Consider the following 17,286-nt stretch of genomic DNA (forward strand, 5'->3'; position numbering starts at 1 on the left):
TGCATATAATGCTAGATAGATGCATCTGCATCGGAATATCAACTATGCAATTGCATTGAGTATGTGAAAGAGACCAGATGCGTGGACCGTCAGAGATCGTCATCACTGCCTGGGCACGGCTCGTGCGTGCGCAACGAGCCGTGATGGCGGGAATCGAGGGAGAACTGAAACAGGCAGGTTTCCCGCCCTTGTCCTGGTACGATGTTCTGCTGGAACTGAAGCGTCGGCCGGATGGGCGTCTTACACCGCGCGAACTCGAACAGGAGATGCTCTTCGAGCAATACAATCTCTCCCGGCTTCTTGACCGCATGGAAGCCGAGGGCCTGGTGCGTCGCATTCCCTATCCCGGCGACAAGCGACGCCAACTCATCGAGATCACCGAGGAAGGACGGTCGCTGCAAAGACGCATCTGGCCCGTCTATGCGGCTGCCATTGAGCAATATGTCGGCTCCAAGCTGACGGAGGGCGAGGTCCAGGGTCTCGCCGAAGCCCTGAAGAAGCTCTTGGCGGCGGACGAAAATGAACGCGCTCGTCCGCTGGCGAAAAAGCTGTCCGGCACCTCCGCGTCAGACGATCGCGTTTCCTGATCCTCTCCACGTGCGCAGAGTATCCTGGACAGCCCCAGCCGCCCACAATGACCGGCAGAAGACTAGAGAGGCCCTATGGACTGGAACGACCTGCGATATTTCCTGGCCGTCGCCCGCACCGGAAGCCTCTCGGCGGCGACCCGTAAGCTCGGGACCAGTCAGGCCACCATTGGCCGGCGGGTCCAGGCGCTTGAAACTGCGCTGGGAGCCGTCCTCTTCGAGCGGCTGAACACCGGTTACGTCCTGACCTCGGCCGGTCGCGAGATTCAGGCTCGAGCCGAGGCCGCGGAAGCCTCGGTTCTTGCGGTGGCGCGCGGGGTCGACAGGGAGCTGGGCCAGGTGCAGGGTTCAGTGCGGCTGGCGACCGGGGAGGTCCTGGCGAGCCACCTGATCGCCCCTCGGGCCAGCTCGTTTCGGGCAACATATCCCGCTCTTCGGCTGGAATTCGTCACCGGGTTTCGAGCCGTCAGTCTCTCCCGGTACGAAGCCGATTTGGCTCTTCGCCTGATCCGCCCGGATCAAGGCGATTACATCCGCCGCAAGGTCGGCGTCGTTGGCTTCGGTCTTTATGCCAGTTCGGCCTTGGTCGATGCGCACCCCGCTCTCCGGTGCGATCCGTGGTCGGTTGATTTTGTCGGCTGGGATGCATCGATGCGGGACGTCCCCATGGCCGGATGGATCAAAGGTCAGGCGCTGGATCGGATCGTCGCAACGGCAACCAGCATGAACGTTCAGTTGGCCCTCGCCCGAGCGAGCCTTGGCGCGGCGCTTCTGCCCTGCTTCGTGGCCGATAGCGTGCCCGACCTCGTGCGGTTGGCCGGACCATATCTTTGGCTCACCACTACCAGAAGATTGAGCCATGCCCACAATCATCGAAATGTCCAGGCTCGGGGAGCCTGATGTGCTTATTGCACGAGAAGTTCCTGCGGAACCGCTGAAGGACGGTGAGCTGCGTCTGCGCCATACGGTCGTCGGCTTCAACTACCTCGACGTCTATCTCCGCAAGGGCGTCTACGGAGTTCCGCTGCCATGTGTGCTCGGCATCGAGGCCACCGGCCGGGTGATCGAACTCGGGAAAGGGGTCAGGGGTCTCAAAGTCGGCGATCGGATCGCCTATACGAACGAGCTTGGAGCTTATGCGACGGAGCGCACTCTGGACGCCAGCCGGGCCATTGCCCTGCCGGATGATGTCTCCGACGAGGACGCCGCCGCCTTGCTCTTCAAGGGGCAGACGGCACACATGCTGCTGAGGAGGGTCTACAAGGTCGGCAAGGGCGACACGATCCTCGTTCATGCCGCGGCCGGGGGTGTCGGGCTTGTCCTCGTCCGGTGGGCCAAGGCTTTGGGTGCGGCCGTCATCGGCACCGTCGGTTCGAAGGACAAGGTCGTGCTGGCGAGAAGCAACGGTTGCGATCATGTTGCGGTTCTCGGCCAGGACGATGTAGCGTCTTTCCTGCGTGAGGTCACCGGGGGGGGCTGGCGTGCAGGCCGTGTACGACTCGATTGGCCGCGACACCTTCGAGGGCAGCATGAGGAGCCTGGCTCCGTTCGGCGTGATGGTATCCTATGGCCAGGCGTCAGGCGAAATCGACCCCATCGAACCGCGGCCTCTCAGCCGGTATGGTTCGCCGCTCTTCACCCGCGCGAATGTCGACTGGCACATTGCGGACACGCCCACCTATCATAACTCGGCAGCCGAGGTGTTCGATCTTATCCGCTCCGGGATACTGGTTGCCAATATTGGCCAACGGCTCCCGCTTACATCCGTGGCCGAGGCGCATCGCCAAGCCGAAACCCGCGCGACAAGGGGATCGACCCTCCTGATCGTGTAGCAGGTTCGCGGTACCGCGCCGTGCGTCTGACAAGCCTCGCGGCGCGGTCATTGCTACTTGCATGTTTCCTTAAATCGTAACTGATTCAGAGACAAAAACATGCAGCAATTCAAAGTGCTATGGCGATCCGATGGTTCACTACTGGAGAAGCTGGTTGAACAGTTTTTCGAAGGCGCCGGTTTCTTGATCAGGCTGTCCCGCGACAGGCGCCGATTGCTCAGCCGCAACGGTTGGTGTGCCGGGCTCCTCGGCGACTTGCGGGGTGGGCGGTGCCTCGCCGCTCTCCGGCATACTGCCGCCGATGATCTCCTCGATGGAAAGCTGGTTCCCTTCTCCTTTCAACGTCTTGTCTATGGCGCCGCCGACGATGTCGCGGACCGATCCACCCGTTCCTCCTCCTGAGAGCAGATCGTCGATCCGCAGCTTGTCGGTCGGCAGTCCGAACTTCTTCAGCGTCGCCAAGGCAGCGCCGGGATTCTTCAACAGCCCGGACAGATCGGGGTATATGCGCGGCTTGGCAAAAGGTCCTTCGACGATGACCGGAACGCCGATGCCGTCGGTTGAGATGCCTGCTCCCTGTCCCTCCAGAGACGCGACCATCCGCGGATCGAGGCGAAACTTCAAACGCCCATCTGGAATGTTCGCCTCGCCGCTGCCGCTCATGCGGATGAGCGGGCCGATAAGCTTGATGTCCTCGGTTCGCGCAACGCCGCTCTCAATGGCAAACGAAGCGCCAAGTTCGGTGAACCCGGTCGCTTTGCTTTCGTCCTGCTTGAAGCCCGACGACATCAATCCGACGAGATTGTTGTAGGCGTCGGCGACGTCGATACCGCGAATGGCCCCGTCGGAAAAGCGGACATTCGCCGTGCCCTGAAGCGATTGCGTCAGCGCTCGGGTCGTGCCGCCGGCACCCGTAACGTCGATCTGGGACTGTAACACGCCCTCGAGATTTCTGAAGTTCGCCATGTCGGTCAGAAGCGGCGCAGCCGAAGCTCTCGAGGTCGAGGCCTGCAACGCAATGGCAGGTTCGCCCCCCGAGCCGTCGGCCTTCAGATTCGCAGCAACATGGCCGCCATAGAATGGGCTTTCAGGAAGTTTGAGATTTGCCACTCCATCGGCGATGACCAGGGTGGTTGCAACCGGTCCGGCAAAGACGCGGCCGTATCCGAGTTTTTTTGCGTTTACCTGGATCGATGCCTCGATCGACCGAAGCGACGAGAGATCCAGCGGAACGTCCGGGGCGGGTCTGCCTTCCTTCGCTTTCGGTTCCGCCGCGGGGGAGCGCGCGCCGGCAAGGCGTGCGAAATCCAACTCCGCGAAGTTGAGTGCGCTCGATATCTTGAGTGGTGTCGTGAATTGGACGGAGCCGTTCCCGGTCCCCTCGACACCGTTGACAGACAGCATGGCGTGTTCGAAAGAAATGCCCGTTGCGCCGGCACTGACATCGCCGCTGAACGCAAGCTGGTCGATGCTGCCCGCGCCGCTCTGTCCAAGCCAGGCGAGGAATGCGCGGAGGTTGGCCGTCGAAAAATTCACCTTCCCGGCATAGTCACCCGGAAACGCTGCCTTACCATCAAGGGCGAGAGCCGCGTCCGGCATGCGCAGATCAAGCTTGAAGGGTATGTCCGCCGTCCCGGGCTTTCCGCCTAGAAGCAGATCACGTACCGGCACTCGCAAATCAACATCGACAGGTTTGCCGCGCCACGCCAGATTGGCCGACACGCGCACCGGCTTTGCGAGGTTCTCGATCCTGACGGCAAGTTTCTTGGCGGTCACCTCGCGCATCGACTGATCAGCGGCGCCGGGGACGACAAAGGTCGCGTTGCGCAGGCCGATGCTACCGGTCATGTTGATTGTTTTTTTCAGGGCGTCGCCGGTGAGGCCGCGAAAAGCAAAGCCGGTATCGATCGTCACCGCCCCAGACAGGGGAGCCGATTGCCCGGCCAAGCTTGCCAGTTTGTCGATATCGAGCCCCTTGCTGGATACACGGCCCTGGAAAGTCGGCTCATCACCGCGGACGTCGGCGGTGACATCCGCCGCGACGCTGCCGGCATCGATGCCGAGGTGCTCAAGTTGCGCTGTAAGCTGTCCGTCTTTCAGCGTTGCCGCGAAGGCGACGTCCGACGCCGAGGCATCGCCAACGGCCAGATCACTTACACTCACGCTGACATCGGCGTCGAAACCCGCCAGGAGCTGCAAGCCCGCTGCCGCGGGCTTTTCCGATTGTGCTTTCGACTGCTGCGACGAAGCAGACGTCGCCTCGACGAACGCGCTCAAGTCCAGCCGATCGGCAACGAGGTCGGCGAGAAACCGAGGACGGTCGCCAGGTATAAAGAGCGCGTCCAGCCCAAGCACCTGTTCGCCGACGCTGAATTTGCCTCCACGGATCTGGTAACTGCCGTTGGCATTGAGGGCCGCTTGCCCCGTTGCCTCGAACTCGGAGAGGCCGGGGGCGGGCGCCGGATCTGCTTCGAAAGAGAGGCTCAGATCGGCGGGCTGGCGTTCAAGCAAGGGGCGCAGAGAAGAGATGGCGAGCGTGACCTGATAGCGTCGTTCCTCGATCTTGGCGCTGGCGGAAAGCGATAGCTCGCCGTCGATGTCGGGAACGGCGAGCGAAAGGTCGACATCGGTGATGGTCTGCTTCGAACCGGCGCCGTCTTCCTGGTTCAATGTGCCGCCGACGATCGAGACCGAGTCGATTGCGCTTCGCTCCAGGAAGGTGACGAGGGCTGAAAGCGGATCGCCTGGCTTGGCCTGGTTCTCGCCTGCGGCGCGTGTGGTCGATGTATCATCCGCCTTTTCGTGAAGCATGATGACTGGCCGAGCGACCTTGATCTCTTTGATGTGCAAGCGATTCGACCAGAGGGACGACAGCGTCACAGAGCCCGCGAGTTCTCCAATTTCGGCCGTGACACCCTCCGCTTCGGCGGAGAGCCCGACATCTTCCGCCACCACCGCGAGGTGGGGGAAGACGGAAAGTTGGACAGGGCCATTTAGCGCTATTGAACTGCCCGTCGCGGCCGAGAGTTGGCGGCCGAGTTCGGCGCGCATCCAATCGCTCGAAACGAGAGTAGGCAAAACAACGAGAGAAGAGGCAGCAAGCGCACCGAGCGCCAGAAGGCAAAGCAAGAAACGCTTCATGTGTCTCCCCGTTGCGAAAGCGACTGATTCGTTATCGTTTTCCAGGACGACCACTTTTGCAACTCCTGCGAGACTTTCGCCGGTCGCGCCAAAGGGAGGGATGACCGCGCTGGCAAATCTTTGGTGGATTTAGATCGCGCGGGCCATACGGCCCTCGAGTTCCTCCAGGCGACGGACGAAGCCGGGATTGGCCGGCTGGAGCGCCACGGCATCGGCGAGCATGTCGCGCGCCGTCGCCAGCTCGCCATCGCGGATGTGACGGTTGGCCCGGTGGTAAAGGAAGTTGACGCGTTCGACGGGCGAGAAGGCGTCGCCGAAGCGGGCGTGGAACCGGTCGGCCCAGGCTGGATGGCGGGCGATCGCCGTTACGGCGATCTGATAAGGGCGCATGGGCGCATTGACCCGGACTGCGCGAGCCAGTGCTCTCAAGGCCGTGCGGTTGTCGGCTCGGCACGCCTCGATGAGCGAAAGTGCACGTGCCGTTCCGGTGAAGGCCCGAACCGTACCGTGCCCGGTCATATGGACCGGCACAAGGCGTGTTTCCGCCTGCAGCGCGGCGATCCGTTCCGCGTGCCGGCGATCTATGGCGTGGAAAGGATCGAAGAAGAGATAGCCCCGACCGGCCACATGGTCTGGCGCGATTCCCATGTTCGTGTGCAGGTCGGGCGCAAAGTGACGCGTGAAGCGGCTATCGAACGGCACGGCTTTCGGATCTATGGAGACTTGCGGGCAAAAGGCGATGGCGACGGTCGCCTCGAAGCGGCGGCGGTAACGCAGCGCGGCGTAGCCGCCCTGCGAATGCCCGTAGAGAATTCGCTCCGGCGCCGCGTGGAGGATTGGGGCTGCCGCCGCGACAGCCTTGACCACGCTTGCCGCCGGAAACCAGTTCGGCCGTCGGCTGATGAAGCCCAGCGCCGCGATGTCTGCTTTCTCGCAGAAACGCTGCCCCCAGAAGCGGCTGCCGTTTGCCTGCATTTCCATCTCGTTGAAGGTGACGAGAAGGTAAGGCGACGATCCCGGGTGATGGATCACTTCCAGGTTCTCGTCTGAATAAATGAGCATGGAGAAACTCCGGGAACGGACGGACGCCGACATCAGTTGTTTGCGCTTCGCGAGGTCAGGGCCCCGCGACTGTTCGGAGCGGTCCTGCCTTGACCAGCGGACCGCTCTCCGACGCCATTCACGCCACTGCGCGCTGTGTTGCCGATAGGCTCTCTATTTCGATGCCGATCTGCGGCTCCAGGTCGGCTCGAGCCATGGCCATGCGCAGGTTTGCGTTCACGAAGCCCGCCGGCGTGCCGCAGTCAAAGGTGCGGCCGCCAAACTCGAACGGCCGAATTTCCTGGTCTCCCATGAGTGCGATCATGGCATCCGTCAGTTGGATTTCGCCGCCCGCCCCGGGCGCCTGGCGCTCAAGAAGCTCGAAAGTCTCCGGTTGGAGGATGTAGCGCCCGGAGATGAAGAGGTTGCTGGGGGCGGTGCCCGGTGCCGGCTTTTCGACCAGGCCAGTCACGAGGGGACCGCCGGCCGCGGGTTCCAGCGAGACGATGCCGAATTTATGCGCGTCTTCGGGCGCGCACTGCTCCACGGCGATAACGTTTCCGCCATGGCGTTCGTAGAGTGCCACCATGGACTTGAGGCAGGGCTCCTCGGAAATCATCAGCATGTCGGGAAGAAGGACGGCAAAGGGCTCGTCGCCAACGATGTGTCGGGCGGTCCATACGGCATGGCCGAGGCCTCGCGCCTGCTGTTGGCGCACGAAGGATATGGTACCGGCACCAGGGGTGTTTTGCGCAATCCTGTCCGCCAGCGGATGCTTGCCGGCATTGCGCAGGCAGACGTCGAGTTCGAACGCATGGTCGAAATGATCCTCGATTGCGCCCTTCATTCGGCCGGTGACGATGATCACGTGCTCGATACCCGACGCGAAGGCCTCTTCGACGATGTAGTCCAGCACCGGCCTGTCGACGATCGTCAGCAATTCCTTCGGGACGCTCTTCGTCGCCGGAAGCATCCGTGTGCCGAGACCGGCGGCGGGTATTATGGCTTTGCGGACCTTTTGCATGTGGTTTGTTCTCCGATTCATGCGACCTTGCGAGCGGGATTGTCGGTGTCGATCAGCTTGTGAGTGACGCCGTATCGACATTGTGGTGGCTGTTGGTGCGGCGCTGGACGTCCAGGATAGGATCGGAAAGCCCGGCACCTGCTTGGCTCTCCTTTTCCGAAAGCAGGCGGCGGTAGAGCGAGGCATGTTCGCGAGCGGAGTCGATGTGGCTGGTCGGCCGCCGCATGGTTGCCCGCAGCCGATCCCAGGCCTGCGGTTCACTCAGAACTTCGGTGATCCGATCTGCGAGATCCTGGGCGCTGCCGACGCGGAAATGCAGACCGTCCGTCCCATCCTCAATCTTCTCGGCCATGCCGCCAATATCCGAACAGATGATCGGCCTGCGGTGGTGCAAGGCTTCCTGGATGACCACCGGCGAGTTTTCCCACCAGATGGACGGCAGCATCACCCAGTCGGCCGAGCGGATCAGCCGCGGCATGTCCCCGTTTTGATAGGCACCATAGAAGCGCACGCGACGGCCGGCCTCGTCGATCAGCTTCTTCACACGGTCCTGGAAATCTGCGGGCTGCCGTTCGAGGTTGCCGCCGAAGATCATCAGGCAGGAGTCCTCGCCCCAGATGTCCTGGGGCACACGTGACACCGCGTCGATCAGAACGTCGACGCCCTTGAAGGGCGTCATCTGGCCGAAATAGGCGAAGCGATTGCGCCGTGCGCCGCTGGCGGGCAGATCGCGCGCGGCTGCGGATTCCTTCATCACTATGCCGTTCTCGATCACGGAGAGCTTCTCCGCCTCTATTCCCCATTCGACATATCGAGTCGCGAGGAACATGCTGGGAGAGACGAAGGCGTCGGCAAGGCCGAGCATCCCGCGCACGAACTGTTCCCGCTTCAGGAAACGTGAGACGGGGATTTCGGGAAAGCATCCATGGCAACTGATTGGGGAAGCCTTGTTGCAGAGTTGGCCCGACGGCCGTTTCACCATCTGCCCGTGGTTGTGGCAGATCGACAAGTATTCGTGGAAGGTGACCACGATGACAGCGCGCGGCAGCGCCTCGCGGAGGCCATAAAGGGCCTCCAGCCCCATGCCGATCACATGGTGGAAGTGAACCACGTGCGGCCTGAGGTCACCGACGAAGCGCAACAGGTCGCGGCGGATGGTCTCCGTATCGCCGTTGGACAGGAAGAAGTGGTCGTAGTCGTCGGCGTGGAAGAGAACTTCGTCCACGGCCAGACGAAGACTCATGAGCGCCGAGGCACCGTGACGCGGAACGGGATGGCCGACCCTGGCCAGATAGATCGATTCGATGCCAGGCAAGGCATTCAGCCCCTTGTGGAGGCTATGTGACGCGATCTCCGCCCCACCCAGCGACGTCGCCGGATGACCATGCGAGACGACAAGGACCCGGAGTTGCTCGCTCATGCGGAAACCCTCTCGGTGGGAAGTTCTTCGCCCATCAGGGCGGGAGCCCAACGGGCACGGAATATTGCTTGATCTATCCGCTCGATAAGAACGGCCATTGCGGCTTCGCCGACGCCGGCCACCTCGTCGGAGCCCAGCATCTGCACCGATGGCAGCCAGTAGGACTCGATCCCGGCGCGGCTGAGCCTCAGTCCCAGATCCATCCCCTTCTGCTGGGAGCCGAGATAACTGGCGGAAAAGCCGCCGGCGCGCAGAAGAGCCTCGCGGGGGGCGATGCAGCACTCAAGGGAAGCCGCTGCAACACGGGTCGTCTTCAGCCCGGTCACAGCGCTCAGCGGATAGCCGGCATAACGGCCGAAGAGCGGATCTTCGGAATGGCCGTCCGACCAGCTGCCGGCCCAGCGAACCGAGTGGTCCTCATAGGCAAGGGTAGGGGAGATGATGCTCCCCTTCAAAGCCTCATGGGCGGCGGCGAGCTTGCCGTACCAGCCCGTCCTGTGCGGCAGCAACGAGCCGGCAAGCAGGACCACTGTCTCGCTTGCAAGCGCTCGCACACCCACTTCCAGGAGGTCGTAGATATCGCCTGCTTTCTCGGCTGATATCAGCCTGAGCGGCAGGCGATAGAATTGCGCGACTTGCCTGATGCGGGCGGCCTGTCGTCTGAAGCGCTCGGCTGGCACGACAAGCGCGATCGGCGCGCGCTGCGTTTCGGGGTCGAGCGCAAGGAGCCCGAGGAAGGGCGCAATGTCTGCGTCCTCAGCCTCGCCGGCGGCGATCACGATCGGCGGCCCGACCGCCTCATTAAATCCGCCGGCATCGACGATTGCGCCAACGGTCGGCGAGGGGCTCTCCGATGCGCTGAGGAATGGCACGATCTGGCGGTCGATGAGATCCGAGAGTGCCCAGTCTGCGGGGTCAATGGACCGGATTTGGCGCAGGGCGGCCATGCGTGCCGGGACTCTCGCAGGCGTCAGCGGCATGAATGCGCGGCGGGAATCCTTGAGCGTCAGTTCCAGATGGAGCGGCGCTGCAGCGTCTCCGCCCAAGCTGTTGGCATAGACAATGAAGCCGTGAGAATGGCTGTCGCCCTCGAGCGCACTTTTGAACATCGGCTCGTCGGTGAATGCGTCCGTCACATCGGAGCGATCGAGCCGGGTCCAGCAATCATCGAGCCGCGCTTCGGCGCGCCCACGGCGCAGCTTGACGCTCTGAACATGACCGTCCGCGTCGAGCATCCACCCCGTCATCAGGAAACCGCCGCCGTTCTCCTGAAAGAGAGTGTCTATTCCCAGCCGCACGGGAAGGGGGAGGGTCGAGATCGTCTCTCTGCCGTCGAAGCTGTTCGCAGCCGCGCGCAGGCGCAGCAGCACCTGGGGCGAGCTATGGGTCTGGAGCAACACGGCGCGCATGTGACCAGGCGTTTCCGCGGGCCCAGCGATGAGCCTGCGCTCGTGAACTGCCGCATATCGCCAGGCTCCGCGCCCGCGATAAACCAGCCCCTCGATGTCACGCGCCCTGAGCGTCTCGTTTGCGGGCAGCAGGCCGACAAAGCCGCCGGCCCCATCCGGAACGTCCTGGCGCGGAAAAGTCGCGATCCCGCAATCGGTGGCCATGGGCTTTTCGCCACTCACAACCGCCCGGCAGACGCCAGCCGCGATGTCCCGGCCCCAACCTTTTAGGAAAATCGCTCCGTCCTCGCTCTCGCCGAGGAGCTCGATGAATCCATCGCCCCTGTGCGCGGCCTTCAGCAGCGTGATCATGGCTGAGAGCCTGCGGCGCCCGACAGGCCCCTTCATCATGAGGTCCAGTAACGAATCCAATATGTCGGACAGTTGGGGGCCGGCAGCCTCTGCCACGATCGCGGCGACGTCGCTGACCGAGATTGGACGAGGCGTGAAAACGTACCGCCTCCCAGTCCCCTCCTGTCCGAAGCGAACGGTCGTGAGCGGACGTTCGGTGCCGTCTAGGGTTAGCAGCGCCGCGAAGCCGTGGGACGCCGAAGCCGCGGGTGTCGCCAAGGGCCAGCCAATGACGGAGGCGGTCAAGCTGGCGGCGGGATCGTCATTGAGTTCCGCCGTGAGCTGGCCGGCCATGGATCCGCCGGCGCCGACGATCAGCAGGCAAGACTCGTCTATGGGACAGGCGACAACTCTTCCGGCCCGCATGATCCTGCCGCCAGGCGGCGATGTCAGCTTGAGGCTCTGCTCCGTTCCGACCATGCGCATGCCCCTCAGACCCTCGTTAACAGCGCGAGGGCAGCGCCTGTGGCGAAACCCACGAGAACGAAGAGCAGCAGCAGCAGGGGCTTCAGCTCTCCGTTCGAACGCTTCTGCAAGGCACTCAGGTTCCTTTCCATCGTCGCCACTACACCGTCGAGCCGCATCAGATGGACGTCGAGATCGCTCAACCTCTGTGTAACTTCCGTCCTCAGATTTGCGACGGCATCGCTGATGGCGGTAAGCCCAACCGGCTCGCCCTCGCCGCCCTCGTCGATCTGCGTGCGCAGGAGAGAGCGCTGAGAAACCTGCAATTGCCGCTGCGCCGCCATCAGGATGTCGAGCTTGTCGAGAACCTTCGTCAGCGGCGCGGCGATGAGCGCCTCGGCTGCCTGCTCGTCGGGCCGCGGTACGCGCAGCTTCTGCTCGACACCGCGACCGTCCAAGGCCATCACGACAAGATCGGCGGCACGTGAAGCGACCGTCTCCGGCAGCGCGATCTCGAAGGCGTGACTGCCGTCACCGATGCCGTTGCGTTTCAGATCGGAACGGTTGCGGTCGGCGATCTCCTCCGCAATCACGCTGCCGTCGAGAAGGACGCGAATGATGAGCCGCTTGTCGGGCGCTCCCGGGTCGAACGCCCAGCCGTAGACCCGGCCCTGATCGATTGCATCCACTCGGCCCGTCATAGGCTTCGCGTTGTCCTGTTCCGGTGCGGCGCTTGATTTCTCGGCAACAACAGCCATCGATTTTCTCCCTAAGCCGCTTCGATCCGCTTAGGTGCGATCGCGTCGATCAGGTCGAGATAGCGCCGTGCGGTCGTGTCGATGTCGTCGGGCACGCGGGCATTTGCGCAGAGGCGGCGCCGCAAATCGGGGTCATCGGCGATCCGGCGCATGGCAGAAGCCAGCCCACGAGGATCTCCGGGTGCCACCGTGAGGCCGTTCAATCCATCCTCGATCATCTCGGCCATGCCGCCGATATTGCTGGCGATGACCGGCCGCCCAAGGGCCTGCGCCTCCTGGATGACCAGCGGGGCGTTTTCCCACCAGATGGAAGGGACGATCGTGCAGTCGACGGCGGCGACGAGATTAGCGACATCCTCCCGCCGGTAGGGGCCGCGTTGCTGCACGACGGGTGCTGTCTCGCTGAACAAGCGCGTGATCTCGTCGACGAAGCTTTCGCTCTGGAACGGAGCGCCGCCATGGACGCGCAGCTCGAACGGGAGTTCCTCGGCAATGAGTTGTCGCGCCGCCTCGAGCAGAACGGTTATGCCTTTCCACGGATTGAGATTACCGAAATAGCCGAAAACCGGCCGATCATTCACGATCCGCTTCGCTTCCGCGGGCGTGTTTCGCCGTGGCAGACCGTTCGGGATGACGCTGATCAGATCTTCGGCGAGCCCCCACTCGACGAAGCGCTGCTTGAGGAAATGGCTCGGCGCCACGAAACGGTCCACTGTGCTCAAGAGGGCCTTCAGATGACGCTCGCGCAGCGCGAACCGATCGAGCGGTATGTCCTTGAAGCAGGCATGGCAGCGGTCGGCGCTCGCGCCGTGGCAGAGTTCCTTCGCCCCGGTGCGCACCATCAGCCCATCATGGTGACAGATGGGATAGTAGTCGTGCAGCGTCATGACAATCCGGCAATGCGGGAGTGTCCGACGGACAATATGCGGGAATTCGGCCCCGAGCAGGAGCAGATGATGGATGTGCACTACGTCCGGGCGGAAGTCGTTCAGGAGTTCCGTCAGGTCCGGAACGACACCATAGAGATCGATCTGGCTCATGAAGAAGCGATCGAAGTGACCGGACCATAGCAGCACCTCGTCTCCCGCAGGACCAATTCCCTGAAAGCTCGTGCCCGGTCGGGCCTGACGGTGGAGCTGGTTCGTAGCACCGAGAAAGAGCACCTCGCAGCCCGCGAGTTGATAGGCACGGAAAAGGTCGTGCGCGAAGATCTCCGTGCCTCCGGGGTGGAGGGCGGGATGGTTGTGAGCGGCAACGAGAATGCGCTTGCTCATCGTCCGCCTCCGGTACGCTCGGCTACGAACACGTCCTGGTAATGGTCCGCCGCCTGTCCGCGCCAGGAGCCCAAAGACTTCAAGGCGGTAGAGAGGCCGGCACGGTTGAGAGCGCCGTCGAGAAAGCCGTCATCAAAACCGACCGCTGCCAGGCGCGGCAGATCGGGCACGAACCAGCAGGGCCCATCGCCATCGCGCTGGAACGCGAGACGCGGATCGCGTCTGCCTGTTTCGTTCGCTGCGGCAATAGGCTCGACCACGAAGGCGGTCATGAAGAGGCGCCCGCCCGGTTTCAGGAGCCTGCCGATCTCGCTTAGATAGACGAGCACCTCGTCCGGCGGCAGGTGCGTGACGATCGACGTCATGATCGCGAAGTCGAAGTGGCGATCGGCATAGGGCAGCTTCAGCGCCTTGCCGCTGATCTTGCCCTGCGGATTGTAGAGTTCATGCGCGATGTCGACCCGCTGGAAGGCGAAGCTCGGATAGACTGACGTGACGAAGCGGCGGCACCAGGCGATGCCTCCCTCGACGGGGTCGATCCCGTTGTAGCGCCCCTTGTCGGGATCGAGATATTGGGTGAGGGGGACTGCCATTCGACCAATGCCGCAACCGATGTCGAGCACGCGGCTTTCCGGCTGCAGCCCTCCCATCCGGATGAAGTGACCGAGAAACTCGGTGCCAACGGCTTTGAAGTCGCCATCGCCGACGAAAACACTGTCCGGCGCCGGTTGCGGCAGGAAGCGGTTCTTCAGGCAACTCTCCTGTAGCCACTGGATATGTTCCTCGTGGGCGGACAGCGCCGTCACCGGCGCGCTCTCCTCGCGACGGAATGTCTCGTTCATGCGGCGCTCCTTGCTGTGGCTTCAACGCTGAACGGCGCAACCGTTTCACCGGCGCCGCCGAGATAGTCCGCCATCAGCTCGTCAATGTCCGCATCCCAGCGCTCCGTGTGCAGCCAGGCGTTGTATTGGCTGGCAACGCCGCGCATGTAGTCCTGGCTCCGGCGGATCGACCGGCGCTCGAAATGGTAGAGGCACGCCGACGGCTCATAAGCTATCTCAAGGCCGCACCTGCGGATCTTCAGGCAAAGATCGCTGTCCTCGTAATCGCCGATGACGTAGTCCTCCGTGTAACCGCCGACACGCTCATAGGTGTCCCTCAGGGTGACCAGGCATGCGCCTGTGACACCCGGAACGGCACGGTGGACCTGGGCCGGCGCGTAGTCTCCGGGCATGCCCTTGTGGAAATGGTGATTGAGCCAGACGCCGCGCCGATCGCGGGCGAAGTAGAGCCCGGCATGCTGGAGTGAACCATCCTCGAAGATAAGCTTCGGTCCGATGGCGCCGAGCGCCTCCTGTTCGAGCAGCGGCAGCGCGAGCGTCTGCAGCCAGCCGGGCGCTGACGGTACGACGTCGGAGTTGAGCATGACGAGGACCGAGCCGCGTGCGAAGCGCGCACCGACGTTGCAGGCCCGCGCATAGCCGCCGTTGCGGCTCATCACCACGAGCTTCATCGCCAGTCCGTGCAGGAGATGCAGACCGCCGAGCAGATGCTCCGTCTCGTCCTGGATTTCTGGCGAATCCAGGACATAGATGATCTCCGTATTGCTCGCGACCCACGGGTCTGTCGCCAGGCCGGAGAGCTGGAAACGCAGGAAATCGAGGACGCGGTATAGCGGCACCACGATCGAGACCATAGGTGCTTTCTGGGGCATGCCATAGTCCTTGACGTAGTCGACCTTTATGGTCCTGCCCAGTCTCTGCTCCACGTCCTGGAGGGCCGGGGCGAGGATCGTCCGGAAAGCCTCATCGACCGCGTGCTGTGGCGGGACTGCGCGAAGGATGCGGTTGCGTTGAGCGGCAGGCTCGAAAGGCTGGGGCTTCGGCACGAGTGATTTCACCGCACCCGAAGCGAGTCGCATCTGGAAACGCGGCTGCAGGAGGGCGCCCAATGGTTCGTTCAGCGGCAGCCAGGCAACGAAGCCGGTCACGTCGGTTCTGGCGCCTTCATCCGCGCCACGAGCCCAGGCGGGAAACGCATGCCAGTTTCCGTCGAGCGGCACTGCCGTGCCGTCCTCTTTCAGGTAGTCGATGCCGGCGAGGGCGGATGCGGGATCATGGAACCAGCCGCCGGAAAGCAGGCCGCCGGAAAGCGCCAGCGCCAGATCGACCTCCGCGGCAGGGTGCATTGCGGACTTGCCGATCTGCCGCGCCGGCAGCGGTCGCCGAAGCTGCAGGTCTATCGCTGTCGCCGCGCCACCCTCCGGCATTCCCGAGAGCCACCGTACGACAAACTCGCGCAGTGCCGGCGCGCCGCCATGTTCGGTCCACCACTTCTGAAGATTGGCGTAACGCGGCGTGAGGGCGGACAGCTCGCGGACGGCGACGCCCTTCTTTCCCAGGAACACGAAGAAGGACGGCCGGGGAGCCCGGGGAGATTCGATGATGAGATGGCAGGGCCGCACGCCCTGCTCCGGATGGCCGCCGACGACCACTTGCGAAGGCAACGGCAGGACGGCATTCGCGCCGAGAGCATAGACGGCGCTGATGTCGCCGAAATCGCGACTGATCGCTGTCTCGACCAGATACCGCCCCTCGGTGACCGCACAGACGATATTGGCGGGCCGCGGGCGCGCCTTCAGCGCGTGTAGCGCGTCCTCGACGACGGCGATGAAGAGCTGGTCCCTGGAAAGGCGGAACGCGCTTCGCCATGCCGTCAGCAGATTGTTCAGGAATTTGATGCACCCCTCGGGCGAAAGATCGGCAAACAGGGCGTCCACATCAAGGCATGGGAGTTCAGTGATCGGCCGCAGGAGAAACGTTTGGGGGGCGCTGCTTTCAACGGCGATCTGCGCGCGCTGCGGCTCCCTGCCCGGCCGCATGGCCCAAAGGACGCGCTGGCCCCCATCTGCAAGCGGGAGCGTCGTGCTGACAAGCGGGACCGGTTGCTCAGGCATGACGAGCGTGGATTTGACCGCGCCGGTCAGCGTGGCCGGAATATCCCGGATCAGGACGGCCACATCGGAGCTGATGCGAAAGGCCTCGGCATTCTGGAAAATACAGCTGGCGCCCCTCGTACGGTCGTCGAACGTCACACGCCACTCCTCTTGACTGCTGAAGGGAAGGGCACGCCCCGCGGGGAGGAGGGCGGGGCGCACCGATTCGAACCAGGAGCGGGATGAGAAAAGTGAGCGTGGCCTTCCCGGCCCGCATCCCGCATCTCAACCTGTTAGTGGACCGTGAAGTAGTTCTCGGGGTTGGCCTGGATATCGTCGGCGTCCGCGTTCACCAGCGTCAGGGTATCGCCATGACCGAGATCGATGACGACATTGCCGCCGACCTGGGTGATGCGCGAAGCCAGGTCCTCGGGCGAGGCGATATCGAGACCGTTGATGCCCTTGGAGATCTGCAGCACGTCCTCGCCGGGGGTGAAGTCGAGGATGACGTCGTTGCCGCCGCCTCCGTCGAAGACGAAGACGTCACTGCCCTGACCACCGGCCAGGAGATCGTCGCCTTCGCCGCCATCAATGATGTCGTTTCCGGCGCCGCCGATCAGGATGTCGTTGCCCTTGCCGCCGACCATGAAGTCGTTGCCTTCGCCGCCAAGGAGGATGTCGTTGCCCTTGTCGCCATAAAGCAAGTCGTCACCCGACCCGCCGAGCAGGATGTCATCGCCTTTTTCGCCATAGAGAATATCTGCGTCGTCGCCGCCGAATACGGTGTCGTTTCCGTCGCCGCCGAACAGCAAGTCATTACCTTCGTCACCGAAGATAATGTCGTGCCCCTTGCCCCCGTTGACGAAATCATCACCGCCGCGGGCGCGGATGAAATCGTCAAAGCGAGAGCCAAACAGGGCGTCGTCGTATGCGCCGCCTTCTAAAGTGGCCATCTGCTTCTCCTCTTCGTCGTTTGATGCATGCGTCATCGGCACGGAGCCGAGGATTGCGAGCCGGAGTGTGCACTGCAATAAAACAGAAGGCAACACGGTGTTCAAAAATAAATCGGC

Annotated in this window: 13 protein-coding genes and 1 pseudogene; 4 read left to right on the forward strand and 10 right to left on the reverse strand. The window is 63.1% G+C overall.

What is annotated here, in order from left to right:
* The first annotated feature begins 77 nt into the window (after positions 1–77).
* From ILFOPFJJ_RS30530 to ILFOPFJJ_RS36630, 4 genes and pseudogenes are all read left to right on the forward strand, one after another.
* Positions 78–587, forward strand: a complete 510-nt coding sequence (locus tag ILFOPFJJ_RS30530) for a MarR family winged helix-turn-helix transcriptional regulator (RefSeq protein ID WP_173514236.1) — start codon at positions 78–80, stop codon at positions 585–587.
* A 75-nt stretch (positions 588–662) separates the two neighbouring features.
* Positions 663–1,487 (forward strand): LysR family transcriptional regulator, encoded by an 825-nt coding sequence (locus tag ILFOPFJJ_RS30535; RefSeq protein ID WP_173514237.1) that lies wholly within the window; start codon positions 663–665, stop codon positions 1,485–1,487.
* A pseudogene (locus tag ILFOPFJJ_RS30540) lies at positions 1,465–2,055 on the forward strand (alcohol dehydrogenase catalytic domain-containing protein); the annotation flags it as partial. The gene ILFOPFJJ_RS30535 and the pseudogene ILFOPFJJ_RS30540, both read left to right, overlap by 23 nt.
* 22 nt (positions 2,056–2,077) lie before the next feature.
* Positions 2,078–2,419: a zinc-binding dehydrogenase gene (locus ILFOPFJJ_RS36630; protein WP_376741476.1), complete on the forward strand. Its 342-nt coding sequence runs from the start codon at positions 2,078–2,080 to the stop codon at positions 2,417–2,419.
* 138 nt (positions 2,420–2,557) lie between these two features.
* Here ILFOPFJJ_RS36630 and ILFOPFJJ_RS30545 read toward each other — a convergent pair whose 3' ends face one another.
* From ILFOPFJJ_RS30545 to ILFOPFJJ_RS30590, 10 genes are all read right to left on the reverse strand, one after another.
* Entirely contained in the window at positions 2,558–5,560 is a 3,003-nt protein-coding gene (locus ILFOPFJJ_RS30545; RefSeq protein WP_173514239.1) for an AsmA family protein, read from the reverse strand.
* Between the two features lie 129 nt (positions 5,561–5,689).
* Positions 5,690–6,622 (reverse strand): alpha/beta fold hydrolase domain-containing protein, encoded by a 933-nt coding sequence (locus ILFOPFJJ_RS30550; protein ID WP_173514240.1) that lies wholly within the window; start codon positions 6,620–6,622, stop codon positions 5,690–5,692.
* 118 nt (positions 6,623–6,740) lie between these two features.
* Entirely contained in the window at positions 6,741–7,625 is an 885-nt protein-coding gene (locus ILFOPFJJ_RS30555) for a UTP--glucose-1-phosphate uridylyltransferase (RefSeq protein WP_173514241.1), read from the reverse strand.
* A 52-nt stretch (positions 7,626–7,677) separates the two neighbouring features.
* Positions 7,678–9,045, reverse strand: a complete 1,368-nt coding sequence (locus ILFOPFJJ_RS30560) for a glycosyltransferase family 4 protein (RefSeq protein ID WP_173514242.1) — start codon at positions 9,043–9,045, stop codon at positions 7,678–7,680.
* Positions 9,042–11,264, reverse strand: coding sequence for a hypothetical protein (locus ILFOPFJJ_RS30565; protein ID WP_173514243.1), 2,223 nt, complete (start codon positions 11,262–11,264; stop codon positions 9,042–9,044). The genes ILFOPFJJ_RS30560 and ILFOPFJJ_RS30565 overlap by 4 nt, the downstream gene beginning before the upstream one ends.
* An 11-nt stretch (positions 11,265–11,275) precedes the next feature.
* Positions 11,276–12,007, reverse strand: coding sequence for a hypothetical protein (locus ILFOPFJJ_RS30570; protein ID WP_173514244.1), 732 nt, complete (start codon positions 12,005–12,007; stop codon positions 11,276–11,278).
* Positions 12,008–12,018: 11 nt separating this feature from the next.
* Positions 12,019–13,281 carry a glycosyltransferase family 4 protein gene (locus ILFOPFJJ_RS30575; RefSeq protein ID WP_173514245.1) on the reverse strand — a complete coding sequence of 421 codons (1,263 nt, stop codon included), beginning with the start codon at positions 13,279–13,281 and terminating at the stop codon, positions 12,019–12,021.
* Entirely contained in the window at positions 13,278–14,123 is an 846-nt protein-coding gene (locus tag ILFOPFJJ_RS30580) for a class I SAM-dependent methyltransferase (protein WP_173514246.1), read from the reverse strand. Before ILFOPFJJ_RS30580 ends, ILFOPFJJ_RS30575 begins: the two co-directional genes overlap by 4 nt.
* Complete coding sequence (locus tag ILFOPFJJ_RS30585) at positions 14,120–16,375, reverse strand: glycosyltransferase family 2 protein (RefSeq protein WP_173514247.1); 2,256 nt, start codon at positions 16,373–16,375, stop codon at positions 14,120–14,122. The genes ILFOPFJJ_RS30580 and ILFOPFJJ_RS30585 overlap by 4 nt, the downstream gene beginning before the upstream one ends.
* Positions 16,376–16,509: 134 nt before the next feature.
* Positions 16,510–17,169, reverse strand: a complete 660-nt coding sequence (locus ILFOPFJJ_RS30590; RefSeq protein WP_173514248.1) for a calcium-binding protein — start codon at positions 17,167–17,169, stop codon at positions 16,510–16,512.
* Positions 17,170–17,286: the final 117 nt, after the last annotated feature.

Origin of the sequence: Sinorhizobium psoraleae, from assembly GCF_013283645.1 — a bacterium.
In the GTDB taxonomy this organism is placed as follows: Bacteria; Pseudomonadota; Alphaproteobacteria; order Rhizobiales; family Rhizobiaceae; genus Sinorhizobium; species Sinorhizobium psoraleae.